The following is a 24,271-nucleotide window of genomic DNA, read 5'->3' as shown; positions in this document are numbered from 1 at the left end:
GCTCAGGCACAGGCTCTCCATGACCACGAATACCGCACTCCTCGACTTCCAGATCGTCCCGAATGCCTCGCCCATGCCGGAGGCCGAGCGGCTGTCGGCTTTCGAAAACCTGGGCTTCGGAACGCTGTTCACCGACCATATGGCGGTGGTGCATTGGCATGTCGACAAGGGCTGGCACAGCCCGGAGGTCTCAGCCCGCAAGCCTTTCCAGATCGATCCGGCCGCAAGCGTACTGCATTACGCCCAGGAAATCTTCGAAGGCATGAAGGCCTACAAGGGAGCGGACGGGCGCATCACGCTTTTCCGCCCCGAAGAAAACGCCCGTCGCTTCAACAGGTCGGCCGAGCGCATGGCGATGCCCGACGTGCCGGAGGAGCTTTTCCTCAAGGCGGTCGAGGAACTGGTGAAAATCGATGCCAAATGGGTTCCGGAAGGCGAAGGCAGCCTTTACCTGCGTCCCTTCATGTTTGCGAGCGAAGCCTTTCTCGGCGTTCGCCCCTCGCGCGAATACATTTTCTGCGTCATCGCCTCGCCGGTCGGACCTTACTTCAAGGGTGGCAGCAAGCCGGTCACTCTCTGGGTCAGCGAACACTATACGCGTGCGGCGCCGGGCGGCACGGGAGCGGCCAAATGCGGCGGCAATTATGCAGCCAGCCTGCTTGCCCAGAAGGAAGCGGCGAGCCGCGGATGCGACCAGGTCGTTTTCCTCGACGCCGCCGAACACAAGTGGATCGAGGAACTCGGCGGCATGAACGTCTTTTTCGTCATGGATGACGGCACGGTCGTGACACCGCCCCTGTCTGGCACGATCCTGCCGGGCATCACGCGCAATTCGATCATCACGCTTGCAAGCGACAATGGCCTTGATGTCATCGAACGCCCGTATTCCTTCGACGAATGGACGGCCGATGCCAAGAGCGGCAAGCTGCGCGAGGCCTTTGCCTGCGGCACGGCAGCTGTTGTGGCCGCAATCGGCACCGTACGGCATCCCGGCGGTGAATTCGTCATCGGCAATGCCGGCACCGGCATGGAAACCGAAAAGCTGCGCACCCAGCTGACCGGCATCCAGCGCGGCTCTGTTGCCGACACGCATGGCTGGGTAAAGGAAGTGGCCCGCGCCTGAGCGGCCAGCGGAGATCCAAGGCTTCGGGACCCCGTCACGGCAGCGTGGCGGGGTTTTTCGCTTCAGCGGGAGAAGACCGCCGACCGGCCGCCTCGTCATCCGCTTGCGTTCTGTGAGAGACGCGTGGACCGAGGAGATTGCGCGCTGCCGCCGTTCGCCAATTGTGGATGCGGGCGCCGACAAGGTCGTCCCTGCGCCAGACGACTTCGGCGTGCAGGACATCGAAACGGTCGCTGTACATGATGAAATGTTCGGCTGCATCGAGCCTGAGGTCGTCAGCGAGAAGCAGCCTTATGCCCCTTGGACTCCAGTCGCAGATCCAGCCGCAGAAATAGCAGCCGAACAGGAGGATCAGCGAGTTCGACCCGCAGGACTGACGCACATAATCTCGACGCTCCATCAGACCTCCGTTGGGCAGGCGGCAGTCAGAGCATCGATTCGGGAAGAGGCAAAGCCTGGATTGCGGAAGTTGTCGCCGTCGGGTTAACGGCTTTGGTCGCATTCTACCGAAGGTGGCGCAAACAGAGACGCCGGAAAGACCTGACGTCGACCTAAACCTCGCCACCCATGTCCCGGGTACGAGATGTTACGCCTGTCTTCGGTATGGACAATGGAAAAATGGTACGGTTGGGGGGAATTGAACCTCCGACCTCAGGTGCCACAAACCTAAAGCCTAGCGTTATCGCAAGATTCCGATCGATATTGAGGTCTTTTATTTTCTCGCTAATTTGTTGACATACATATATATTTTTCGTTATCTGCCGTCAATTCAAGACATCGACCACCCCGCCGCTCGCCTATTAAAAGAGCTCAAATCGCAGGGGAAGATGTTCCAGACGTGTTCCAGAAACGAGCTAACGACTTCAATGGCCACCATTTCCGACAAAGCCGATCTTCGCCCCTCTCACCTCGCCGACTTCCTCAAGAAGGCAAGCCCAGGGCATAAGGGGAGCCATTACATCACGGACCTGAAGTGCACCGGCCTCTCCCTCCGCCTCAAGAATGAGAAGGTCGCCTTCTTTCTGCGATATAAGGGGATCAACAAAACTCTCGGCTGGGCGCACGAAGGGGAAGCTTGGTACATCCCGTCGATCAAGGCGGCGCGAGAACTTGCCGAGAAGGTGAAGCGCCAGATAGATTTCGGCGGAGACGCCCACGCTGACGAATTCCTTCGGCAGCATCACCACGCCGTCGAAAACAACCTTGGCCTCTCTCACGATGACATCATTCGAGAAATGCGCCCCAAGGCCGGTACGTGGACCTTACGTCGTTGTATCGAGAAGACCATCGAGGACAAGACGGCGGAAAACGCATCGAAGCCGTGGAGAGCGACGACCATCTCCACATTGAATTCGACATTCGCGAAACCCGAATTCAAAGACCTCCTCGACATGCCGGCCGTCAATATCAAGCGCGCCGATATCGAGAGCATTCGCGACGCCATGCTGAAGAAGCATGCATCTCCCTCCCCCGCAGGAAAAGCGGTTTCGAACGTCAGTACCATTCTCAGCCACTGCCAGTCCGTCCACGGCGGACTGTCGGGGTTGGATCGGGTTGAGCCTTGGTGGAAACTTTTAACGGTTGGGCGGACGGTGAAACCCCGGACCAGAAATCCGGGGCTAGAAGGGCTGGCGAAAACGCTAGTCCTCGTTGACACCTACACGACGAGACGCCTGCCTGGGCGCATGGACGCCAAGCATGACCACAAGTACGGAATTCGAGACGGTGTTGCCGCCGCCTTCCACTGGGTATGCCTGACGGCTCAGAGGCAGGGAGCCGCCTTGGCAATTCGCAAAGCCTACTACGTTCCAGACCCGGAAAATGAAGGCTGGTATCTGGCGGCATGGGGAGAAGGGATCATGAAGGCCGGCGTCGCCCACATCCTCCCCATTCCCCCAAGACTTGCCCAGCACATGGCCGCAAAGTTCGCGCTCGTGGACAGGCCAGACAGCCAATGGCTTTTCCCCTCTGAGCGAGGCGAGGAAGACATCCATATCCACCGATCGTCTACACTTGCCGTCTGCCAGCGGCTGGCCGCAAGAGACACGCTCACGAAGAAGCGCAAGACGGCGGTAGACCTGTTCGCGGCGAACGGCATAAAATGGTGGACACCACACGATCTGCGGACAACCATCACCAAGACACTGGATCAGGCCGGTATTCCGGGGGGCGCATCGGTGGTCCTTGCTCACGAGATGAGACGCACCGACAAGCTAGACGTCGAAGACGACGATTCACGGGAGCAGCGGATCGCGCGGATTACGAGGCTCGCCTACGGCGGCGCGCAACACCTGCATTTAAAGCGCAAGGCGATGCTGGTTTGGACGGACGCAGTACTGGATACGTATTCAAGGCTTCGGTCAGAAAAATCTTCCAATACTGAAAGCGATTGAATCGCTAAACTACTTTGCAAACAGATATGCCACCAAACCCGCAAAAAACAAAAACAACACAATCATATAGCTCATAACGGTTGCTCGCGCACCGGAAGCAGGGCCAATTTTCTGAGTTACATCGTCAACAAGCTTTACGGTGCTGAGATAGCCTACAGAAAAACAGAACATCACCCAAATCTGAGAATCCTGATCCGCTCTTGCCTCGAATAGACTTATAAATCCAAGAATAATACCGCCAAGCGTCGCTGAGTTAGAAATCCAGCTGATGTATTTCTCAGGTATGTTAATTTTATTCCAATTGGTGGCCACGTGCGACTCCATGATGCATAACTTCCATCGCATACCGCCCGATTACTACAATTTTGTTGACGAGTCTGGCTAACGCCCACTTAAATTCTGCGTCAAGTCACTGGCTACGGACCGCTTGATTCCTGCGCACCCTTCTCTCAGCATTGATTAGTTGAGTCATTTAGTAACCGGGCGACAGAGTTGAGCGACAACCAGGAAGAATTCGACGCGCTGCGCAAAGCGGTCTACCCCTTCGTCAACGAACACGGCAAGGACGCAGAGCGGCTCCGCAGCTTCTGCGAAGACTTCATGCGCAATTGGCGCGCGAAACGAGGATCGCGCGGTAGCGATGATCGTAGCCTGATCAATGACGTCGTGCGTTGGACGATAAACCGGTATAATCGACCCCGCTACCAGCCCAAGCGCAGTCGTGAAGAGCGTGCGTCCACTTTTCTCCTGACTCCGGCAGCGTACCAGATGTCAGAGGAAGACTTCGGTCGGGCGTCAGTTCGAAACGCGGCCCGGATAACCGGTCAATCGAAGAGCACGGTTGGCCGGCACCTTGTGCGCCACGGCATCGCTCCGCGCCGCGATGCCAAAATCAAGAAGTTGACCAAGACTACGCAACAGCTCGTGCGCATCCTCGACGCGACGTTTGATCGGCAGGCCGCGGGTATTCTTCAGCTTGAAAGGCTGGGAACGGCTTTGTGGGACGCAGGCGAAACACGCCGCGTTCCACCGACAACGCAGGCCTCACGCCAGAAGAAGCTCACTACGCTGCTGACCGAGATTTCCGGTGCAGGCGTCGGCTACAGCATCGTTACGATCGGGGATGTTTGCGGCGTCTTCCGCGGACGTCGTTTCCACTCACTGGGGGAGGCGAGCACTTGGATAGCGGAAGCACAGCGCCTGGGACGCTATCCCGCCATCCGTCAACCTGAACCTATCACCGTACCGGCCGCACGGGATTACTTCTGGGTCGACCCCTTTGTCGTGGACGTCATGACTATCATCGAGATGGGCGTAACCGGTCATTTCTACCCGGTCGAAAAACTGGACCCCATCTACCGGTTCGAGCGCCTGCTGATCGACACGACGCCGGTTCTGCCATGGCTGGAGCGCGCCTATCATTCCTTTGCTGGCGATGACATGGCGGATAACCTCTCAACGCTGGCGGACAAGATCAACGATCCGTCCGTACGCAAGGCGACCCGACGTCTTGCCACAATCATGCGAGACCTCAAAAACTTCATGGGGCCGTGGCCGACATGCTTCGACGCTTTCCAAAATGTCGACATGGTCCTCGGCGTCATGGACAAGACAGCCGAAGCGTCGCCTGAGAGCTTTGCCAAACTTGCATACATCCGAGAATGGTTCGCGACGACCGGCGAGGATTACCTTGAAGCCAGAGGCCGCCTTTCGCGGATGCTGGAGCTGGAAAAGTCAGGCGAATGGCAAGCGCCCGACAGCGAGACTCTGTCTCAGTATCTCCCAGAGGTAGTGCGGGAGGTTGAAGTGGGCGACGAAAACGACATTCCATACTGATTATGTCATTTATATCAGTGCCTTGGATTTTATTGTCCCGTTTTCTTTATATAGTAAGAGATTATTCTTAGTGGAGGCCGGCTTGGGCAGACAGGCGAGCCAAACGCGTCCTACCACGGTCATTCGGCGAAAAGGCGATCGGCGTCAGTATTTTTACCCAAACTAAGTCGGGCAAAAATTAAGACCTTATGAACCATCTTGCCTTCGCGGCAATTTCGCCGGCGGCACATGAAGAGCCATGACCCAATCGTATTCGACGGCTCTATTTCATGACAAGCATCATCACGAACAACGCCGCGATTGCCGCACTGGGCATCCTACGTAACATCGGGTCTGAACTAGATGCCGAGCAAAGCCGGGTCTCGACCGGTTTACGTGTCTCAAGAGCAGCCGACAATGCGGCCTACTGGTCGATATCGACTACGATGCACTCCGAGACCAAGGCGATGTCTGCGGTCACGGACTCGATAGGTCTTGCATCCGCGATCGTGGATACGGCCTATGCCGCAATGGAGACGGTCCACAAGAGCTTCGTCGAAATCAGGAACCTTGTGATCATCGCGAGCGATATGCCACAGCCAGAATTCAAGGACCTGATCATCGGAGGATACCGTCTCGACGAATACTACGGAAAATCGCAGGTCGCAGAGGTCGAGCAACAGATGCAACAACTAGTGGACCAGGCGCGCGATGCGATGGTTTCGGCATCGTTCTCTGGTGTGAACCTGCTCTACAATTCCAAGGGCCAGCCAGACAAGGCCAGCGAGCGTACATATTCCTTCGTGGTTGGGTACGGAGAGGCTAGTGTTCAGACGATCGACGTGAAGGCTATGGACCTTCTTCTGCTGAACGACGACTCCGGCTATCCGATGACCCACTGGCTTGATCCCAATCCAGAGATGGCGCTTTTCGACCTTTTCTCTGTTGTCTATACAACAGGTTCATACACCCCCACTTCCGTAACCTGGTACAATATTCTGCTGAGTAATCCGTCTACGGGGATGCCAGAAGCCTACGATGTAAATCCGTCGTTCAACTTGATGCGCCTGGAAAACACCCTTGCGAGGTTCGGTGGGGACAGGCAGGAGATGTATTCCAACTTCGTGAATAACATCGAGACGAAACTCCAGGCACTGGCCGACAGGATGACCTACCTCGGGTCGATCCAGAACTCGTTGGAAAGGCATGAGGAACTCAACAAGCGGCGCATGGATGCGGTTACGAGCGGTGTTGGGCGATTAGTGGATGCCGACATGAACGAGGCCTCGACAAGGCTTCGCGCTCTTGAAAGCCAGCAACAACTGGCTGTGCAGGCGCTATCCATTGCGAACGCGTCCCCTGACAGCCTCCTGCAACTATTCAGGTGATACTGGCACCGTTCTCCCGATTGACATGGCCGCCGAGTAACATGACGACCAGATGCACAAGGTTGCGCGCGCCGAACCGCACTTTGAGCCGGTCAAGGCGATGCTCGACAGTTCGGTGTGATAGCCCCAGTTGGGCTGCGATTTCCTTGGCTGTACACCCTTCCAGCAGGAGCTGGACGACGGCCTCGTCGTCTACGTCAAACTTCCCCGGGACCTTCGGTGCATCCAGCAGAAAACGGGCGTGTGATGACGAAATTACCCACCGTGGGCGGCCAAGCGTCCGCTGCGGTATCAGAATCCGGTCGTAGCCGAGATTGATGCCGAAGAGCTTGGTCTTGACCAGCTCCATCGACGGCTGTTGGTTTTCGATGACCTGGCGAAGGCGGGGGATCACGGCGGACGCCATGTAGTCCTGGTCCTTGAAGTCGCCAATTCGCTGATCTTCAAAAATCTTGTTCACGTTGAACAAGCTCGACGTGAAGCCAGAATGGCGCACGGGCGTCATCTGCCACGCCAGCGGATCATCACCTTCGATGCGGAATACGGTCAACCGCATCTTGATCGAGAGCAGCTCTATAACACCGGCATAAACGCGCTGCGGCTCTGCAGGATCGGCGGGGTCAGTCTCGATCCATGCATCCAGCATCTTCTGAGTGAGGGCGGCAAAGGGTTTGTCTTTCAACATGCGTCTCTTCTTCAAATTGCCGCTACTGAAAAATGAAGGACCTCAAAAGGACAACCAGGCATGGAGACGCGAGCAACGTTATCCCGTCCTTTTTCCGCCAACGATTTGCAATCATGGGGACAGATAAGTCAGAGCTTTCAATAAGGCTCGAACCGGAATGCTCGGCGGGGGTGGTCGGTCCCGGTTCCCGCAGATGGGGGCGCGATGCTGAACCTCCTGCGGCGACCCAATTAACCGCTCTCCGCATGCGCGAATTCCCGCGTCATCCCCGTTGACGGGGTCGCTATGCTTGCCGCTCCGATATGCTCAAATTTCATTGCCTGATGCGGTTCCCGCATTCGACTGGCCCATGAGCCATTCGGAGAGACTTCGGTGCTGTACGGTGAAGAATACAGCCCGATACAGCACTAATATACGCTGGAATGGGCCAACTAGCTCCCATGATGTTTCCGCACCCTCAGCGCCAAGCCTGCCGCCATGCTCCCTCTGTCAACGGCGATGCCGTCCTCCGCGTTGCTTCGATCCTCCGGATGACTGCCGTTGCGCGTGCCGGTCAATTGAGGGCATCGGGACGGGAACATCTAAGGCCGCCCTGCGGGCGGGTTCGAAGCTTGGCCTGCGGCCCGCATCGAACTGGAACATGCCTCTCATCTTCATTTCATTAAAACCCCACCAATTCCATTAACTCTCCCTCCGGCACGACGCAACCATGCCGCGTTTATGCCTGGGCACCTTTCTCACGGAATGATATTGATTAAGGCATAGAAATCAGCGGAAAGGGCCAAGAGATGCAGGTGAAAGTCACAACCATTCCGGGCCTAACCTTCTCGGTGCAGATCGAGGAAGTTAACGACCGTGACGCCGTCGGCGGCCTCATCTGCTACCTGGCATCGCTATACCGGCTCGATCCGCAAACCTCTGCTCGACACCTCATCCGACGTTCCCGCATTCCGGGGTCCGCTGCCGAAATGCGCAACGAATTTCACCGTGACGGCATTCAGGCTTTCCGACGTCTAGATCAGGCAACCGCCTAAAAGAAAGACTTCACCATGGTCGCGCTGCGTATCCTCTCCCTCCCGATCGGTCTGATGGTTTTCACCGCTCTCTACGTCATCGCCAACAAGGCACCCGCAACCGTCGAAACGACCAACATTGTCGTCTGGATTTTGTTGCCGGTCGCCCTCGCATGGAAATTCTCACGGCGTCGTCGTTAAGTTTGACCGGAAATTCAAGACACCGCATCGGAGTCTTTAATTCAAGATTTTCAGTTGCTTAGCTGAAAAAGAATCGTTGCGATCGGAAGCGACTCACATCACCCTTGGTCGTCATCGCAACAGTGAGCAACGACTAAACAAGCGAGACATCAACAAGAACTGAAACGGGCTTCGGCGCGAACGGCGAAGCCATGCCAACAGAAGGACTACGCATGAATATAGAGGTTCTTGTAAGCACCGGCTCGATCGGCGCATCGAACGACATCGGCTTTCTCAGGCGCTTGCCGCAAGCGCACGCACTACAGCGGGATGGTGATCCTCGGGGCAAGCGGATGGCGGAACGGCAAATGGGTGCATTCGTCTCTGAACACCGCGTCGGCGGAACGGAAATCCATGTCCGGGAAGAGTACGGCCTCGGTGGACGCCATCGCATCTACGTGATGACGGCGTCCGAGCGGGTGCGCGACCAGGCGGAATTCATGGATTTCGACGGTCTGAACTTCAAGTGAACAACCCTCACAACGGAGAACTCAAAGAATGACGACGTACCGCTGGAATGAATTTAGACAAGACGGCTACGAGATTTGCAGAAAGCGTCACCGCCGATCTAACTACCTCCTCTACATCTGCCATCTGCCTGGTCGTGGCCGGGACTGCATGTGGGCGATCCAAGCTGGCGGGCGCGAGATCGCCTCCGGCATCTGCCAGGACATTGCAGCTGCCGCAGCGCGAGCAGAACACTATTACGAGCGTTGGATTTCACGAGATCGTCCCGACTCGTGGCTCGTCTACGGCTAACTGCAAGAAATCAACAGACCCACGAAGCGTCAGAGCAAGCCTGCACTGATCTAAGCTGGGAAACGATCACAATAACCGGAAAGGAACTATCCAATGACAACTGCAAATATTCCAGTACCCGAGAAATTCGTAAAGATGTGCGAGAGGCATCAGGTCACCCCAGAACACGTACTCCAGCAGTTCATCCACGACTTATGTCACCTTGAAGGTAGTTCAGGCTCTGACGAGCGCCTGTATGCCCAGCTCTACTATGAGCGATGCGGATACGCATTTTCAGCTCAGGTGGACGAGGATATCGTTCCCAAGCGCCTGGACGAACCGGCAAACACGCTGGCGGCGATGGCAGGGCTCGCACGCCCCTATAAACACAGACCATAATTCATGACCGACACCCGGGACTATAGAGCCCGTCAGGCGGCATATGCAGCCAAAAATCGGCGGAAAGCGAAAGCTCTCCGCCGCCCTGACGCCCGCGCCGTCGCTGACGCCTATTTGGCTGCCGTAGAAGATGGCGGTCTTGAGCGAATGATGAAGGTCTACATCGGCAAACTCGCGCCAGATGCCGATGTCAATGCCCGTAGCCAGGACGTCATCAAGATCGTCCGGAGCCTCGTAAGTATGGTTCTCTTCGAGAAAGGATTCGACGGCGACCAGATCAAGGACAAGATGGCATCCATGATCGACGAAAAATGAAAAGGGCGGCATCTCTGCCACCCTTTCCTATCCGCCAGACGGCGGTCAACGAGAAACACGTATATTTCAGAGCCACCTCAATGGCGGTCGAAACTATCCCTCATGCGGGAACGATACCCAGATATTTCGGCCCGAAGACCTGATCTATCCTAATCCCTTACAGGGAGCGAATACCGGCTTTCTGTTGTTTCAATCCACGAAGTTCCTTGCGTCCCTTCGATGAATTGATAATGCACCGGACCTATGCTCCCGTCAACAGATATTCGAAATTATTGAGCAATAATAAGAAGTTACAAAATACAAATTGTGATTTCTTCGTATTTTTCGATGCCCTTGGACAACATCGAACGCCAGAACCGGACCGGCTTTTGGCATGTGCCGACATTCTCATAACCACCACACCGATAGACCGACGCGAACCGAGCGGAACGCCAAAATCCCCTCGGTGGTCGAGAGCGCCAAGGATTTCGGGGGGCTTCGATATACTATGCAGTCGATCCTACCTTGGAATGAAAGTCATAACATTATCCAACGTTGGAATGTGCTTGCCATCCCGGTACATCTGGATCGTGAACGTTCCTGGCTGAGGCGATCCTACCAGGTCTCTTCCAGCGCTGGTTTTAACCTCTCGTAGCCAGGACGGCAGGCCACGAAACTCCAATCCGTGAAATCCCCAGAAGCCGTGTATTTTTCTGTCGGGCAAGCCCGTGGTGTAGGTAACCCGATCTGCCCAACCAAAGAATTGGTACTGCCTTCCGTTTGGCCTAGTAATCGTGCGCGCTGGCTGGGGCACGATTTCAATATGGATATCAGGGGCCATGTATCGGAGATCAACTGAGGCCGCTTCCGCTACCCCTGCAATTGACGCCGACAGAATCAGGGAGGCAATCAAGATGGACTTCATCTATCGCGCTCCTCTCCAAGACGCGTAACTGCGCCAGGGGGATGCAACCAACTGATTACACGGCCCGGCAACGACCCGATGAAGCCGAAACACCAAGCCGAAAAATGGAACAATATCGCAGGCGTCGCGCAGAAGACGGTGAGCGTGACGATCGATGCTGACAGGTGTGCCAGCCCCATCAGCCCGCAGATGACCGCCAGACCAAAGCCGCCAATTGCCCAGAGGACTACCTTTTTCATGGCGTCAGACCCTTCCGTAGAATCGACGCACGAGCGCCCAACACATCTGTGTCCGCAGAAAGTCAGACACCCGAGGGTACGCCCAGTACAAAAAAATCGGGATTGCGACCGTTAGTGAGAAGCCTACGCCCTGTTCCAACACGCTCAGAGAGCCATGCATCCAGTCGCGGTCGAATGCCGCCATCAACGGCCACGCAAATAGGACTAGAAGCCACAGAGCGCCAAACAGGGATAGTTCGATGAGGATCGTCCCGAAGGTAACAGCCAGGCTCAATTTCGTTCGCACCTTCATTTCGACTTTCCTCCTTTGGCCAACATCACCATTCCAGTCTTGGGCAGAAGCCCGCGTCCGGCAAGGGAAAGCATTCCGCCGATCGCCCCAGATGCTATGCCCGCCTCGCCAGCCGTGCCGGGAAGACCCAGCCAGCCGAGAATGCGATCCGGCAACGCCCAGGACTGACCAAACAGTTTCAGCGATATGTACCAAGTGAGGAACAGTTGGATAATGGACATGGTAAGGAAGCCGATCAGGCCGACGACTGCGCCACCGGTCTGGGCTAGGAACGTCGTTGCCCACATCGAATCCATGGTCCTCAGCACGACGTCGAAGACCGGGTAGGAACCACAGTAGGCCAGTATCGCAAGGGAAGGACGAAGGAAAATATTGACGGTCAGCAACATTCCCATGCGCGTACCTTCGCTGGCGAAGTCTTCGCCGCCTTCCATCTTCATCCATTTCACGCACCACAACGGCAGTGCGATCATGGCCTCCAGCAAGGCGGCAATCAAAGCGATACCAGCGGCCAGAACAAACAGGAATGGAAGGATTGGGATCACATACGCGCGCAGCGCACCAATGAACATGATGCCTCCGATCGCCCAGTTCCCCCAACCCAACAGAAAATCTGCCGCACCGCCCGCGCCGACGGCCGATGAGAACCAGTTCGATGACGCCACCATCAGGGCAGCTCCTGCGGCGATAGATGTCCAGGCAATGGACAACATCGCGTGACCCGATGAGATTTGGTTCGACATCGCGTCACCCGATTCCGACGCTGACGATGCACCCCATTCGGCAAGGCCACGCGTTATCGGCGCGAGCAGCTTCACCAGGAAGTTCGATCCATCATCACCCGCAGCCGCGAAATCATTGGCTGAAAGGCTGGCTCTGTCCGCCTCCCCGGATACCTGCAGCCTCAAGATCGAGAACGCCCGATCCAATGCCCCACCGAAATCGCCGTCCGTTCGTGGCGCGACGTCTTCGGGCAATTCATTCGTCATCGCCGTCGTGAGTTCGCTGATCTGACCCAGTGCCCGGAAGTACGAACCGGCCGAAAGGAATCCGTCCTGCTTCGCATTCTCAACCAGTTTGTCCCGTGATTCCGCCTGCACTTTCGCCGCCTCTAACTTCGCGGCGGCGGAGACATTGGCATCGAACGCCGCACCACGCGCACGGACATCTTGAACGATCGTGGAGGAGAGCACCTTTCCGGAGATTGCCTTGGTCACGGCTTCGGCGGATGAAAGACCTGACGTATGCGCCGCTAGCTTCGCGTAACGCTGCGCCTCAATCCGATATGCGGAAACAATTTCCGCCACTGCCTCACGCCGTGTGTTAGCGAACGGAAGCCGGTCATCCGGAATTGTGTACGTGAAATGACCACATGTCGGGCCGTAGCTCCACGTTACCTTCTGCGCATAGCCGGGGATTCCGAGCCCCCCTACATTTCCGCCCGGCTGAGGCAAGCGTGCATCCCAGCCCCAAGTCGAACCGGCATGATTGTAGACGGCAGCGCAAATCTCATGCTGGAGGATGGTCATAGCAACCATCGACCCCGAAGACGATGTTGGCAGGATTGTCGCCTCGCCAGAGGCAACTGTTTTGACAAAGACGTTCCAGGAAGCGTCAGCCAAATTGATGCCGCCGCGCGCAACGACGTCTCTCAACAGGTAGTGGACCGGTGAAAATCCGGTTGATGGCATCGGTATCAAGAGACCTACACCGACGATGATCCGCAAGGGCGTCCATATTTGATGCCAGCGGTCTCCGAGTGTCCTGCCAGTATAGGCGCTCTGCACGATGCCTGAAATCGTGTTGTAGGCGATCAGGACTGCACAGAATGCAAACAGTGTCGCAGTGAACACCTGCAGCGTCTGCCCCCAAGCCGATGACGCGTCAGACGGCAGGACAGCGGTGATCAGACGCCAGGCCAAGTTAGAGGCAGATGGTTCGACAAACAGGTCCATCATTTGAGACCTCCATCAGGTCGCGGCCCCGTCACACCGTTTTGCGTCTCGGGACCAACGGGAGACGAGATGTCGTCGTCCGATTTCTGGTCTTCGAGATCGAGCGCCTTTTCCTCGGCAGGTGTTGGCGTCACGGTTACAGTCGGAAATGCAAGACGTGGCGACGGTCGAGGTCTATGCGACGTCGCTGAACCTGCTTTTCCGGCGCTGCCTTTCTCTCCATCGCCACTTGTTTCCGTCGTGACGTCGAAAAAGACAGGTTCAGCATATGGTGCGTGTCCTTCTTTCTTGGCAACGCGGTCGATGATGAGCTGTCCGAGGGCCGCGAGCTCCGGGAGCGCGTGCCATATGGCTGCCACCCGCGGGCGAGCGCATGGATGCATACCGCTTTCCTGGAGGACTTCAGCATGAAGCCTGACACGGGCGTGCAGCGTCCTCCAGGCCGCGATTTCTCCAGATTCAGCCAAGGTCTCCAAATACGCCAGTAGCGCTGGAGCCTCGGCTTCCAGAAAGGCCTGCTGGTGGTGAGTGGGCCTGTCCCTGACGTTCATGGATCGGCGCACGATGTTGACCGCCGCTCCGTGCGCCCAATCGAGATGGGGCATGCCAATGTCGCGCAGGATCGCCCGAGCATTCTGCAAGAAAATCTCTTCGCCCACCGTCATAGCGTCATCCCTCCCGATATTGGTCGTGGCTCGTCCACCGCAGCGGCAAGGGCGCGCGACAAATTCCGAATTTCCTGTTGAGCCGAGGCGAGACGCTGTGCCTGGAGCCGCAGCGCGTGGCGTTGTTCGGCAGCCTTCTTTTCGATCTCACGTCGTGCAATCCGTTCGCGGTCAGCTTCGGACCTCGCCTTGTCGAGGGCAGCCTTCGTGGCGGTGACGGCAGCGGCGTATTTCTGTCGCACACTGTCTCGTAGGGCGGATTCGCGTGCGCCATCGACGACGGCGCGGACAGCGCCACCGACGCCCTTGAACCGGTCCGCCGAGGCCTTTGCCCTCGCAGCGTCCGACTTGATCGCCGCAGCCTTCTTCTTCGTGCGATCGATGTAGGCGCGTCCCTTGGCCTCGACGACTCTCGCCCGCTCCAGAGCCTCCTTGAGCGCCGCCGCCTGGGCTTTTTCCTGGTGCCACTGCGCTCGCGTCAGGCGGCGCTTGCCAGCACCGAGGCGCGTAAGGCCGGCTGGGATCGCCACTTTCGCGTGATAATCGTCCAGCCATGCCCGCATGCCCGCCACGTAGGCACGGTCAGCGCGCTTCCCCATTGCCTTCTTGTCTTCCCCTGGTTGCGGTCCAGCGGCGAGGACTGCGTTCTTCGCGGGGTATCCGGGGTGCAGAAGACCGGCGCGCATCTCGGTGTCATCGGGAAGCAGATAAGCGTGAAGATGGGGATGGCTCTCGTCGGTGTGGCGAACGACAGACACCAGCCTGTCGCCGTGTTGCTCTCGAAGCCAGGCGATAGAACGCTGCTCCCACTCAGCAACGTCACGCCGCACATCTATGCTGGCGCGATACTCGTCCATGCTCACGGGGTGAGAAAAGATCAGGCCGGCCAGAGTGTTTTGGTCTTTGCGGATCGCCTTCAGCGTTGTCTTGCCAGACTTATCCGTCCTCGAAGTCTTTGCAGCCGCTGCGCGTTCGTCGTGCAGCACCCGCAGCGCGTCGGGGTGAAGACCGTAAACTACTTCTGGTGGCTTCGGAGACGGCACATGGACAGAGGCAGACGGGACTCGTGTGACTTCGTCGAAGATATAGTCGGTCGTCCGTCCCGCCTTGCCGGAGCGGCTGTAGAGCTCAATGCGCGCGAACTGGTATGCCAAGGAAAGCCCTCGGGAGAATACCCAAAGTCTGCCTGCCGGCGGTCAGGAGAACAAAAAAAAGTGAGTTGTATGGACCGAATACAGCTTATCCGCCTGCGGCTACTAAGCATCGGCTCTCCGAAAATATTGCCATTACGCAAGCGTGGCAAAATTAATTCCTACTAAATTAGCCTTGCGAAACATCAAATTTATTCGGCCAAGCCATTTACCCTTTATTACAATCGCGTGTGTTTGCATAACACCACTTCTGGATGGCCTAGTCGGGCGACTATTTGAATTTTTCGGAGGCCATTTACCTTGCTTTCCTTACGCCAAATTAGGACGATAGCGGCTTTCTTCGATGGATTTGACAAACATCTGGTCAGTCAGATGACCGATGCTATTCCACCCGATGAAATTGAGATTACTCGAACATTCTGGAAAATGCTGGAGGGCTCAGAGCTCTGGCACATTGAAAATATTCCCGAAGCACCGGTTGCTTGGCTCCGGAAATCTCTTTCCGCCGACGGACTTGACATCAACTTCAACGTAAAGATGCGACATCATGCTGGGCTGGAGCATCAAATCACATATGCCGACTTTGGGTTGGTCATTGTTTACGAGGATAAAGCAACTCGTATTAAGTTCTCAGCCCCTTACGTCGTACAGGCGAAAAGGCTTTACAAGACCTACAAGTCGGCAAAAACATTTGGGGCAAACGACAAATTTGGCGCTTCTGACGACGACCAGCGTCTCGGCTTGTTCAACATTTCTCAGCTTATTGGGAAAAATTTTGCGAAATACATGGCGTTCTCACCGCGGTTGGACAAATTTGACGTAAATTCTCAAGCTGCCATCCGAGCCCTTCATGAGGCTAATACTGGCTACATATACACTGGGACTCAATTTGGTCTCGCTCTTGCAGCCGAACTGGCCACTCATCGGCGTGTTCAGTCATCGGGAAATTGGATGACGCCAATATCGCCTCGTATACACACGGCTGCGGCTCTTCATCGAAATGCGTTTGACGCAAACCTTCCTTTTGGCTGGTTCGTTATCGCAAATATCTGCGCCCTATTAAGTCAAACAAGCGAGAGGATCGCTCCATTCCACAGCGCCCCAGGGCAACTATTGGAGCAGCCTATCGGCCTCAACATCACATCTGATCCAGAGGACCTCGGTCTTCGATTAGCACTTTGCGAGGACACCGCAGTCGAAAAAGTGGCGTCAGCGTTGTCCGTTATTGTGAAGGATTTCTATTACCCTCCGGTAGCAACTCTGGTCGTGGAGGTGAAACGTTCACGTCAAATGGAGCTCGACCTGTTCCCGTCAGAAGATATGGGGCCAGGTCCAGATGATCCAATATCCAGGTTCCAAGTCTAGGTTTATTAGCTCTTACAAATGAGCCCTCGGTAACGAATCGCTTTTTTACCCGGCGCTGCTTGGCAAGTGGCCCAAATTCCACACCGAAGCTCCAGCATCAAAATGAACGCGCACTTAAATCACGGTCGAAGATGTTCCAAAGGTGTTCTGCAACGCTGCGTCAGTGCGAATTGCTGTAGCAGATAAGCGAAGAGAAAACCTTCTCATCACTATAACCCATTGTGAAATATGGGCCTATTGAAAGAAAAAATGGTACGGTTGGGGGGAATTGAACCTCCGACCTCAGGTGCCACAAACCTGCGCTCTAACCAACTGAGCTACAACCGCACATGACTGCGTCGCTGACGCCGTCGAGGGGTCACATACGAGCAGATGGATTTTTTTTCAAGCCCTTTCTGCGCATCGCGTAAAAAGGCTCGGGATAGGGAAAAGGCCGGGCTCGACGCCCGGCCCAAGATCCTTGGGAGGATTTTTCTGGTCGCGTCGGGCGATCAGGCGACCTTGAGCGAGGACATGGCCTTTTCAGCGGCTTCCTTGCCCGGCTTCGTCACAGTCTCGGTCACCTTCTTGGCGGTTTCCTGAATGGACTTGGCCTGTTCGATCGTCACTTCCGCCTGCTTGCGGATGAACGCGGTCTGCAACTCGACGAGTTCGGCAACCGACTTCACGCCGAGGAGCGCTTCCATGTGGGCGAGCGAAAGTTCGGTGTTGGTGCGCATGGCGTCGATGGCCTTGAGGCCGAGTTCAACCGTGCCGGCCTGGGCCGTCTGGACAGTGGCTTCCACGGTCTTCGTGGCTTCTTCCGTCGCGGTCTTCATCTTGGCATAGGCTTCCTTCGACTGGGCTGCGCCCTTTTCGGCGAAGTCACGGAAGCTTTCCTGCATCTTCGAGGGGTCAAAGGTCGAGAAAGAGAACATATCCTTGGTGTTCATAGCGTATTTCCTCTTGTCGCGGGATCTTGGAGACCCCTGTGTTTCATTCCTGAACCCCATATAGCATCGATTATTGTGCATTGCAATATCGTTGTGCACTGCACAATTAGATTTTTTGCATGTTAATAATCCTGTCGGATTAACCTTATCGACCGAAAGGCGCCCCATTTTCTGGACCCGAGGGCACTGCCTAGCTATTAAAAATCTGTTAATTTACTCGCAGGCCATGAAGTGCAGGTCCCCAATATGCCCGCTCAATATCCGTTCATCGACGTCGCTGTGCACGACCTCATCCGTCCGCGCCTTGCGCGTGGCGAAGCGCTCGTGCTGTTTGCGCCGGGACTGGAGCGCGTGCTCTGGTGCAATGGCGCAGGGGCGCGCTTTTTCGGGGCCACCTCGATCTACGACTTCCTGGAGGAAGGGCCTCAGCGCAGCGACATCACCTTCCGCCAGATCGAGACCGCGGCGCGGCAGCTGGCCAATGTCGGAGACAGTCGCAATCTGATGCTGCGCATCACGGCCGGCTTCCAGAAAGTGCCTGTCACAGCGACGACGGAGTGTCTCGAGGTTCGCAGCGGCGAGGCGGTGATCCTGCTTGCCGTGCCCCCGATCAAGCCATCCAGCGGGACCGTGCAGCAACTCAGCCTGGACCTGATGAGCGGTTTCGACGATCCGGATACCCACATGGCCGTGCTCGACGGCGAAGGCCGCGTCGTTGCCAATTCCGAGGGTTTCCCCGGTCTCGGTATATCGCCGCAGACTGCCCGCACGCTGGTCAATTTCGTCGATGCGGATGCCGGTCGGCTGGTCAAGCGGCCGATCCCGACCGCTCTCGGCCAATTGCCGGCGGCGATCGGCAAGATTTCGGATGAGCCGGCGCTGCACCTGCTCTTCGCAGTCGAGACGATCCTCGGCCAGATGGATCCGAGCACCGAGCTTGTCGATGAAGACGATGCCGATCTGCCTGCAGCTGAGCCCATGCCCGTTCGCGCCGACGACACGGTCGAGGATACGCCCGAGACAGAGACAGAGACAGACACCGAGGCTGAGGCTGAGGCTGAGGCTGAGGCTGAGGCTGAGGCGTTCGAACCCGAACCGGCAGTGGCGGACGAGGCAATGCCCTCGCCTGCCGCACCGTTCGAAAGCGTGATCGCGGCGATCGGTGACATCGAGGAAATCGAGCCGGAAACAGTCGATCTCAGCGAGAACGACGATATCAAGGAGACGCTGACCGCTCAGGGCGCCGAAGCGGATGATCATGCCGCCGCGCCTGATCCCGCACCGACTGTGGACAAGGACGGGCCCATCTCTGAAACGACCCTGACAGAGACCGAGGAGCCCCCTGCCGAACAAGCCCCGGTCGTTAAGGAGGCGCCTGCCGTTGCAGGACCGGCTCTTCCCCAGACGCCAGCCAGCGCGCCTATCGCTGATCGCTTCATCTTCAGCCAGGATCGCCGCGCGACCCGATTCGTCTGGAAGATCGACGCCGAAGGCCGGTTCAGCGAAGTATCCTCCGAATTTGCCCAGGCCGTCGGTCCGCGGGCCGCCGACATCAATGGCGTTGCCTTTTCCGATCTGGCAGCCCTCTTCAACCTCGACCCCGAAGGCAAGATCGGCGAATTGCTGAAGAAGCGGGATACCTGGTCCGGCAAGACGATCTACTGGCCCGTCGAAGGCACACGGCTGGTGGTCCCGGTCGATCTCGCGGCGCTTCCGACCTATACCCGCAACCGCGACTTCGATGGTTTCCGCGGATTCGGCATCGTGCGTGTAGCCGATGCCCAGGACGATCCGGATGCAATCGGCATGACCTTCCTGCGCGAAGAGCCGGTTATGGACGACCTGATCGAGCCCGCGGATGAGGTTGCCAGCAATCCCGACGAGGATCTGGTCGAATTTCTCACCGAACTCGCCGAAGGCGAGCGCCACCCGCCGGAAGACTTCGAGGAGGAGCAGATCGCCGAAGCCGGCGAGGATGTGCTCGACGCACTGCTGCATTCCGCTGAGGACGAGGATGAGACGCCTGAACCGGACACCGACGCCGACGATTTTGCGCCCGTTGCCGATGAGGAGGCGCCGGTGCCGCAGCCAGGCGGCTTCGAACCACCCGTCCTGCGGATCATGGAACCGCGCAAGCCGAGCCTGCCCGACAAGGTCGTGCAGTTGCAGGATCGTCGCACTCGCCAGCGCGACGCCCTGACACCGGGTGAACAGGCGGCCTTCCAGGAGATTGCGCGCAAGCTCGATCCGCTCGGGCTGCGTGCCAAGGTCGAACAATCGCTCACGCCGTCCGAACCGCCCGCTCTGCGCACCGAAAGCCTCCCCCCTGCCCCCGAGGCCCCCAAACCGGTGGATACCGCGCCCCCGGTTGAAGCTGTTGAGCCGCCGGCATCCGAGCCGGATGTCGAGGCCACACAGCCGGAACCGGCGAGCGATCGCCCGGCGCCCACGCGGGGACGCAGCCTGACCGCCGAGATCATCGACCTGATGCCGGTTGCCCTCCTCGTGCATGTCGGTGACCGGCTGATCCATGCCAATCCCGAATTCTTCAGCCTGACGGGCTACAAGACGCTGGCCGAGCTCGATGAAGCCGGTGGCCTCGACGCACTCATCCAGCGGCAGGATCTCGAAACGCCCGGCGACGAAGCGGGCCAGGTCGTTGCGCTCTGCGCCGACGACCGGCTGCTGCCGGTGACCGCACGCCTGCAATCGGTGCGCTTCGAGGAGACGAGTGCGCTGATGCTGGCACTGATCGCCCAGCCGGAAGACCGTACGCGCGCCGACACCCCCGCCGAGTCTCCGGCTGCCATGCCGGCGCTGGTCACCGCGTCGGGCGCATCAGGCGGCGCGACACCGGCCCAGGCGGCAGAACTCGCCCGCGTCAAGGTGGAGGTCGAGGAAATGCGCTCGATCCTGGAAACGGCGACCGACGGGGTCGTGATCCTCGATTCCGACGGCGATATCCGGTCGATGAACCGGGCGGCGAGTGCATTGTTCAACTTCGACGACATGGAAACGCGCGGCAAGCCCTTCGTCATGCTGTTTGCCCATGAAAGCCAGAAGTCGATCCTTGACTATCTCAACGGGCTTTCGGGCCATGGCGTCGCCAGCGTTCTCAACGACGGGCGCGAAGTGATCGGACGCGAAGCCTCCGGCGGCTTCCTGCCCATGTTCATGACGATCGGGAAGCTGAATTCCTCGAACGGCTATTGTGCAGTGATCCGCGACATCACCCAGTGGAAGCGAACCGAAGAGGAACTGCGCAACGCCAAGCGCGCGGCCGAGACGGCGAACGCCCACAAGACCGATTTCCTTGCCCGCGTCAGCCACGAAATCCGGACACCGCTCAACGCGATCATCGGCTTTGCCGACATGATGGCGAACGAGCATTTCGGTCCCGTCGGCCATCCGCGCTACGGCGAATATGCGCATGACATCGTGCGGTCCGGACGGCATGTGCTCGACATCGTCAACGACCTGCTCGACATATCCAAGATCGAAGCCGGCGAGATGGAGCTGGACTTTTCCTCCGTCGGATTGAACGAGATGGTGCAGGCAGCGGTCTCGATCGTGCAGCCGCAGGCGAACGGCCAGCGGGTCATCATCCGCACCGCGCTGTCGCAGGCCGTGCCGAATGTCGTGGCCGACGGTCGCTCGATCAAGCAGATTGTGCTGAACATCCTCGCCAATGCGATCCGCTTCACGCCCTCCGGTGGCCAGATCATCGTCTCCACGGCCTATGAGCCAAACGGCAGCGTGGTTCTCCGGATCCGGGACACCGGCGTCGGCATGTCGCGCAGCGAGTTGGAGCAGGCGATGAAGCCTTTCCGCCAGGTCTCGACCGGCACTCCGCGCAGCCGCGGCGACGGCACCGGTCTCGGCCTGCCGCTGACAAAGGCCATGGTGGATGCCAACAGGGCGCAGTTCGCCATCTCGTCGACGCCCAACGAGGGCACGCTGGTCGAGGTAATGTTCCCCTCGCCGCGCGTGCTCGCGGATTGAAACTGAGGCGCCGGAAGGTAGAGACAACACCGACATGGCCACCTTCAGCATGTCCGTCGGCATCATGGTTGCGATTGCGATCGGCGCGATGAGCCCCGGGCCGAGCTTCGTGCTCGTCTCGCGGATCTCGGTCAGCAATTCGCGCCTGCACGGGCTCGCAGCCGCCATCGGGATGGCCTTCGGCGGCGCCTTCTTCGCCATTCTCGCACTCGCGGGTCTCGTTGCGCTGCTGCAGCAGGTGGACTGGCTCTATCTCGTGCTGAAATGTGCAGGCGGGCTCTATCTCGCCTATCTCGGCATAGCGATCTGGCGCGGCGCGCGCGAACCGATTTCTGTCACTCCAGCGGACGGACGCAGCAGGTTTGCCGTATCGCGTGCATTTTTCCTCGGCATCGTCACACAGGTCAGCAATCCCAAGACAGCCGTCGTCTATGCCAGCATCTTCGCCGCCGTGATGCCGCAGGACCCGCCGCTGGCGCTGATCCTTGCTCTACCTCCGCTGATCTTCCTCATCGAGGCCGGCTGGTATGCCATTGTGGCCCTGGTCTTTTCGACCCCTCGCTCGCAGCGAGCCTATCTCGGCGGCAAAGTCTGGGTGGACCGGCTGGCTGGCGCCGTGATCGGTGCGCTCGGCCTGCGGCTGATCGGGGAAAGCCTCGCCGTTCTTCGCAGATGACCGGAGGCGCGACGACAGCAGCGGTTTTCATCGCGTCGGCTTTCGGATAGAGGAAAGCCTTTGCCGCACCTCGCAAGGGCCGACCGCTTGTCCACTCGTCCTTACCCGGGCACAGCCCATTCCGTTTCGACCATCGGCACGCCGCTCAGCAAACGGCCCGGCTATGCGACCGTGGCCGCGCTGATCACGGCTGCAATCGTCTTCATGCCGATCGCGGCAATCTTCGTCATCGGCTTCTCGGCGGATCCGGACAACTGGCAGCACATGATGACCAATGTCATCCCGCGGGCAGGGATGCGCACCTTCTGGCTGCTGCTCTTCACAGGCCTGGTCACAGCCACGGTCGGAATCGGCTCCGCGTGGCTGGTCGCGTCCTGCGAATTCCCGTTGCGGCGTCTTCTCTCCCCGGCACTCGTCCTGCCGCTGGCCATCCCTTCCTATCTGGCGGCCTATGCGTTCGGCGAATTTCTCGACTTCACCGGCCCCGTGCAAACCGGATACCGGGCGCTGTTCGGCTTCACCTCCTCGCGCGACTACAGCTTCTTCGACGTGAAATCGCTTCCCGGTGCCGTGCTGGTCATGTCGGCCGTGCTTTACCCTTACGTCTATCTCGCTTGCCGCTCGATGTTCTTGATGCAAGGGCGCGCGGCCGCCGACGTCGCCCGGACCCTCGGGTCCAGCCCCTTGCGCGTCTTTGCCCGCATCCAGGTGCCGATGGCGCGGCCGGCGATCATGATCGGCCTGACGCTGGTCATGATGGAAACGCTGAACGATATCGGCGCGGTCGAATATCTCGGCGTGCAGACGCTCACCTTCTCGGTCTATGACACCTGGCTGAACCGCGGCAGCCTTGCGGGTGCAGCGCAGATCGCCTGCTTCATGCTTTTGATCGTCGCGGGACTTCTCGTTGTCGAACGGCGGGCGCGAAGGCGCCAGCGCTTCAGCAGCCACAAGACGACGGCGATCGTGACCGATGCGGTGCGGCTGCGCCTTTCGGGCGCGAAGGCGGCGGTCGCAACCCTGATCTGCCTCCTCCCGATCCTGGTCGGTTTCGTCGTGCCGGTTTTCGTGCTTGGCGGGTTTGCACTCCGACGGGTCGAAGACTTCCTTGAGCCCCGCCTCCTGGATGCGCTCTGGAATTCCACCCTTGTCTCGTCGGCGGCAGCCGTGATCACCGTGCTGCTCGCCTTCGTGCTCTCCTATGCGGCGCGGACGGATCGCTCGCGCCTGGCCGTGAGCGCCGGACGGCTCGCAGCGCTTGGCTATGGCATTCCCGGAACGGTGCTCGGCATCGGGGTCTTGATCCCGCTGGCGACTTTCGACAATGCGCTGGACGGCTGGATGCGCGAAAGCCTTGGCATTTCGACAGGGCTCATGCTCTCCGGTACCGGGTTCGCGATCGTTTACGCCTATACGGTGCGCTTTCTCACCATGGCCGAGGGCACCGTCGATGCCGGGTTCCAGAAGCTTTCCCCCCATCTCGACATGGCAGCCCGCACCCTCGGGCGCTCGAGCCTGCAGACACTCCGCCAGGTGCTTCTGCCCAATCTGCGACCTGCCGTGCTGACAGCGGCACTGCTCGTCTTCATCGAGACGCTGAAGGAGCTATCGGCAACGATCCTGCTGCGTCCCTTCAACTTCAATACGCTGGCCACGCTCGTCTACGAAGACGCGTCGCGCGGCATGGCGCAGGACGCTTCCGTCGCGGCGATCATCATTATCGCTGCGGGTCTTATTCCGGTGATCCTTGTTTCGCGGTCGCTCGACGAGAAGCGCTGATCGCGCTGGCAAAAAAACAGGGCGGCCGAAGCCGCCCCAATCAATGCTGTCGAACCGGAGTGAAGGTGCAATCGACTTCTGGTCCGGGGCATTTTTTCCCGTCCTCGTCGCGTCTGATCACGCATCTCCAAGTTGACGACAGTGTTGCCGGCGGCCGGTTAAGGCTTTCTTACCGGCCACGCCCTGCAGCTACCCCACATTT

At 58.3% G+C, this 24,271-nt stretch carries 22 protein-coding genes and 1 tRNA gene; 13 read left to right on the top strand and 10 right to left on the bottom strand.

The features are described 5' to 3' along the window. Window positions 1–19: 19 nt before the first annotated feature. The gene (locus QTL56_RS19065; protein WP_229573024.1) at window positions 20–1,123 is read left to right on the top strand and encodes a branched-chain amino acid aminotransferase; all 1,104 of its coding nucleotides are present in this window, start codon (window positions 20–22) and stop codon (window positions 1,121–1,123) included. A 34-nt stretch (window positions 1,124–1,157) separates the two neighbouring features. On the opposite strand, the gene QTL56_RS19060 is transcribed toward QTL56_RS19065, so the two are convergent. Continuing rightward, window positions 1,158–1,523, bottom strand: a complete 366-nt coding sequence (locus QTL56_RS19060) for a hypothetical protein (protein WP_245134823.1) — start codon at window positions 1,521–1,523, stop codon at window positions 1,158–1,160. A gap of 466 nt (window positions 1,524–1,989) precedes the next feature. On the opposite strand from QTL56_RS19060, the gene QTL56_RS19055 reads away from it, so the two are divergent. Further along, complete coding sequence (locus tag QTL56_RS19055; protein WP_245134821.1) at window positions 1,990–3,516, top strand: site-specific integrase; 1,527 nt, start codon at window positions 1,990–1,992, stop codon at window positions 3,514–3,516. A 9-nt stretch (window positions 3,517–3,525) separates the two neighbouring features. Here QTL56_RS19055 and QTL56_RS19050 read toward each other — a convergent pair whose 3' ends face one another. Then, on the bottom strand, window positions 3,526–3,828 hold the full coding sequence (locus tag QTL56_RS19050) for a hypothetical protein (RefSeq protein ID WP_245134819.1): 303 nt from the start codon (window positions 3,826–3,828) through the stop codon (window positions 3,526–3,528). Between the two features lie 180 nt (window positions 3,829–4,008). Between QTL56_RS19050 and QTL56_RS19045 the strand changes: the two genes are divergently transcribed. Next, a complete protein-coding gene (locus tag QTL56_RS19045) occupies window positions 4,009–5,352 on the top strand; it encodes a hypothetical protein (RefSeq protein WP_245134818.1) in 1,344 nt (447 codons plus the stop codon). Between the two features lie 269 nt (window positions 5,353–5,621). Beyond that, the gene (locus QTL56_RS19040) at window positions 5,622–6,719 is read left to right on the top strand and encodes a flagellin N-terminal helical domain-containing protein (protein WP_245134817.1); all 1,098 of its coding nucleotides are present in this window, start codon (window positions 5,622–5,624) and stop codon (window positions 6,717–6,719) included. Here the strand turns inward: QTL56_RS19040 and QTL56_RS19035 are convergent. After that, the gene (locus QTL56_RS19035) at window positions 6,712–7,404 is read right to left on the bottom strand and encodes a helix-turn-helix domain-containing protein (protein WP_245134815.1); all 693 of its coding nucleotides are present in this window, start codon (window positions 7,402–7,404) and stop codon (window positions 6,712–6,714) included. The genes QTL56_RS19040 and QTL56_RS19035 overlap by 8 nt on opposite strands. A 794-nt stretch (window positions 7,405–8,198) precedes the next feature. Between QTL56_RS19035 and QTL56_RS19030 the strand changes: the two genes are divergently transcribed. The 5 genes from QTL56_RS19030 (at window position 8,199) to QTL56_RS19010 (ending at window position 10,109) form a co-directional block, all read left to right on the top strand. After that, the gene (locus QTL56_RS19030; RefSeq protein ID WP_245134813.1) at window positions 8,199–8,438 is read left to right on the top strand and encodes a hypothetical protein; all 240 of its coding nucleotides are present in this window, start codon (window positions 8,199–8,201) and stop codon (window positions 8,436–8,438) included. Between the two features lie 15 nt (window positions 8,439–8,453). Further along, entirely contained in the window at window positions 8,454–8,618 is a 165-nt protein-coding gene (locus QTL56_RS19025; RefSeq protein ID WP_245134811.1) for a hypothetical protein, read from the top strand. A gap of 212 nt (window positions 8,619–8,830) precedes the next feature. Next, window positions 8,831–9,127: a hypothetical protein gene (locus QTL56_RS19020; protein ID WP_245134808.1), complete on the top strand. Its 297-nt coding sequence runs from the start codon at window positions 8,831–8,833 to the stop codon at window positions 9,125–9,127. Between the two features lie 382 nt (window positions 9,128–9,509). Beyond that, on the top strand, window positions 9,510–9,794 hold the full coding sequence (locus QTL56_RS19015) for a hypothetical protein (protein ID WP_245134807.1): 285 nt from the start codon (window positions 9,510–9,512) through the stop codon (window positions 9,792–9,794). Between the two features lie 3 nt (window positions 9,795–9,797). Then, entirely contained in the window at window positions 9,798–10,109 is a 312-nt protein-coding gene (locus QTL56_RS19010; RefSeq protein WP_289393330.1) for a hypothetical protein, read from the top strand. A gap of 499 nt (window positions 10,110–10,608) precedes the next feature. Here the strand turns inward: QTL56_RS19010 and QTL56_RS19005 are convergent, their stop codons facing one another. The 5 genes from QTL56_RS19005 to QTL56_RS18985 form a co-directional block, all read right to left on the bottom strand. Beyond that, entirely contained in the window at window positions 10,609–11,013 is a 405-nt protein-coding gene (locus tag QTL56_RS19005) for a hypothetical protein (protein ID WP_245134803.1), read from the bottom strand. Then, entirely contained in the window at window positions 11,010–11,252 is a 243-nt protein-coding gene (locus QTL56_RS19000) for a hypothetical protein (protein WP_245134801.1), read from the bottom strand. Before QTL56_RS19000 ends, QTL56_RS19005 begins: the two co-directional genes overlap by 4 nt. 288 nt (window positions 11,253–11,540) lie before the next feature. After that, on the bottom strand, window positions 11,541–13,502 hold the full coding sequence (locus QTL56_RS18995) for a DotA/TraY family protein (protein WP_245134798.1): 1,962 nt from the start codon (window positions 13,500–13,502) through the stop codon (window positions 11,541–11,543). After that, window positions 13,499–14,164 (bottom strand): hypothetical protein, encoded by a 666-nt coding sequence (locus QTL56_RS18990; RefSeq protein WP_245134795.1) that lies wholly within the window; start codon window positions 14,162–14,164, stop codon window positions 13,499–13,501. The genes QTL56_RS18995 and QTL56_RS18990 overlap by 4 nt, the downstream gene beginning before the upstream one ends. Beyond that, on the bottom strand, window positions 14,161–15,318 hold the full coding sequence (locus tag QTL56_RS18985) for a hypothetical protein (RefSeq protein WP_245134792.1): 1,158 nt from the start codon (window positions 15,316–15,318) through the stop codon (window positions 14,161–14,163). Before QTL56_RS18985 ends, QTL56_RS18990 begins: the two co-directional genes overlap by 4 nt. 369 nt (window positions 15,319–15,687) lie before the next feature. On the opposite strand from QTL56_RS18985, the gene QTL56_RS18980 reads away from it, so the two are divergent. Next, the gene (locus tag QTL56_RS18980) at window positions 15,688–16,680 is read left to right on the top strand and encodes a hypothetical protein (protein WP_245134790.1); all 993 of its coding nucleotides are present in this window, start codon (window positions 15,688–15,690) and stop codon (window positions 16,678–16,680) included. 250 nt (window positions 16,681–16,930) lie between these two features. Here QTL56_RS18980 and QTL56_RS18975 read toward each other — a convergent pair. Beyond that, a tRNA-His gene (locus QTL56_RS18975) sits at window positions 16,931–17,007 on the bottom strand. Between the two features lie 164 nt (window positions 17,008–17,171). Then, on the bottom strand, window positions 17,172–17,612 hold the full coding sequence (locus QTL56_RS18970) for a phasin (RefSeq protein WP_229573026.1): 441 nt from the start codon (window positions 17,610–17,612) through the stop codon (window positions 17,172–17,174). A gap of 246 nt (window positions 17,613–17,858) precedes the next feature. Here QTL56_RS18970 and QTL56_RS18965 point away from each other — a divergent pair, with 246 nt between their 5' ends. The 3 genes from QTL56_RS18965 to QTL56_RS18955 all read left to right on the top strand — a co-directional run bounded on the left by QTL56_RS18965 (window position 17,859) and on the right by QTL56_RS18955 (window position 24,069). Continuing rightward, window positions 17,859–21,614: an ATP-binding protein gene (locus tag QTL56_RS18965; protein WP_245134788.1), complete on the top strand. Its 3,756-nt coding sequence runs from the start codon at window positions 17,859–17,861 to the stop codon at window positions 21,612–21,614. 34 nt (window positions 21,615–21,648) lie between these two features. Then, window positions 21,649–22,290, top strand: a complete 642-nt coding sequence (locus tag QTL56_RS18960) for a LysE family translocator (protein ID WP_245134786.1) — start codon at window positions 21,649–21,651, stop codon at window positions 22,288–22,290. Window positions 22,291–22,494: 204 nt separating this feature from the next. After that, window positions 22,495–24,069: an ABC transporter permease gene (locus QTL56_RS18955; protein ID WP_245135493.1), complete on the top strand. Its 1,575-nt coding sequence runs from the start codon at window positions 22,495–22,497 to the stop codon at window positions 24,067–24,069. The last annotated feature ends 202 nt before the right edge of the window (window positions 24,070–24,271 follow it).

This window comes from Peteryoungia algae (assembly GCF_030369675.1).
Lineage (GTDB): Bacteria > Pseudomonadota > Alphaproteobacteria > Rhizobiales > Rhizobiaceae > Allorhizobium > Allorhizobium algae.
Note: the sequence above shows the minus strand (reverse complement) of the source record. Positions and strands in the feature narration are given on the sequence as shown.

Bases quoted from the DNA above. Each gene is read 5' to 3' on its own strand.
- QTL56_RS19060 (WP_245134823.1), bottom strand. From the start codon at position 1,523: ATGGAGCGTCGAGATTATGTGCGTCAGTCCTGCGGGTCGAACTCGCTG.
- QTL56_RS19000 (WP_245134801.1), bottom strand. From the start codon at position 11,252: ATGAAAAAGGTAGTCCTCTGGGCAATTGGCGGCTTTGGTCTGGCGGTC.
- QTL56_RS19005 (WP_245134803.1), bottom strand. From the start codon at position 11,013: ATGAAGTCCATCTTGATTGCCTCCCTGATTCTGTCGGCGTCAATTGCA.
- QTL56_RS18955 (WP_245135493.1), top strand. From the start codon at position 22,495: ATGCCGATCGCGGCAATCTTCGTCATCGGCTTCTCGGCGGATCCGGAC.
- QTL56_RS19040 (WP_245134817.1), top strand. From the start codon at position 5,622: ATGACAAGCATCATCACGAACAACGCCGCGATTGCCGCACTGGGCATC.
- QTL56_RS19055 (WP_245134821.1), top strand. From the start codon at position 1,990: ATGGCCACCATTTCCGACAAAGCCGATCTTCGCCCCTCTCACCTCGCC.
- QTL56_RS18980 (WP_245134790.1), top strand. From the start codon at position 15,688: ATGACCGATGCTATTCCACCCGATGAAATTGAGATTACTCGAACATTC.
- QTL56_RS18990 (WP_245134795.1), bottom strand. From the start codon at position 14,164: ATGACGGTGGGCGAAGAGATTTTCTTGCAGAATGCTCGGGCGATCCTG.
- QTL56_RS19035 (WP_245134815.1), bottom strand. From the start codon at position 7,404: ATGTTGAAAGACAAACCCTTTGCCGCCCTCACTCAGAAGATGCTGGAT.
- QTL56_RS18960 (WP_245134786.1), top strand. From the start codon at position 21,649: ATGGCCACCTTCAGCATGTCCGTCGGCATCATGGTTGCGATTGCGATC.
- QTL56_RS18965 (WP_245134788.1), top strand. From the start codon at position 17,859: ATGCCCGCTCAATATCCGTTCATCGACGTCGCTGTGCACGACCTCATC.
- QTL56_RS19010 (WP_289393330.1), top strand. From the start codon at position 9,798: ATGACCGACACCCGGGACTATAGAGCCCGTCAGGCGGCATATGCAGCC.
- QTL56_RS19015 (WP_245134807.1), top strand. From the start codon at position 9,510: ATGACAACTGCAAATATTCCAGTACCCGAGAAATTCGTAAAGATGTGC.
- QTL56_RS18995 (WP_245134798.1), bottom strand. From the start codon at position 13,502: ATGATGGACCTGTTTGTCGAACCATCTGCCTCTAACTTGGCCTGGCGT.
- QTL56_RS19065 (WP_229573024.1), top strand. From the start codon at position 20: ATGACCACGAATACCGCACTCCTCGACTTCCAGATCGTCCCGAATGCC.
- QTL56_RS18970 (WP_229573026.1), bottom strand. From the start codon at position 17,612: ATGAACACCAAGGATATGTTCTCTTTCTCGACCTTTGACCCCTCGAAG.
- QTL56_RS19020 (WP_245134808.1), top strand. From the start codon at position 8,831: ATGAATATAGAGGTTCTTGTAAGCACCGGCTCGATCGGCGCATCGAAC.
- QTL56_RS19025 (WP_245134811.1), top strand. From the start codon at position 8,454: ATGGTCGCGCTGCGTATCCTCTCCCTCCCGATCGGTCTGATGGTTTTC.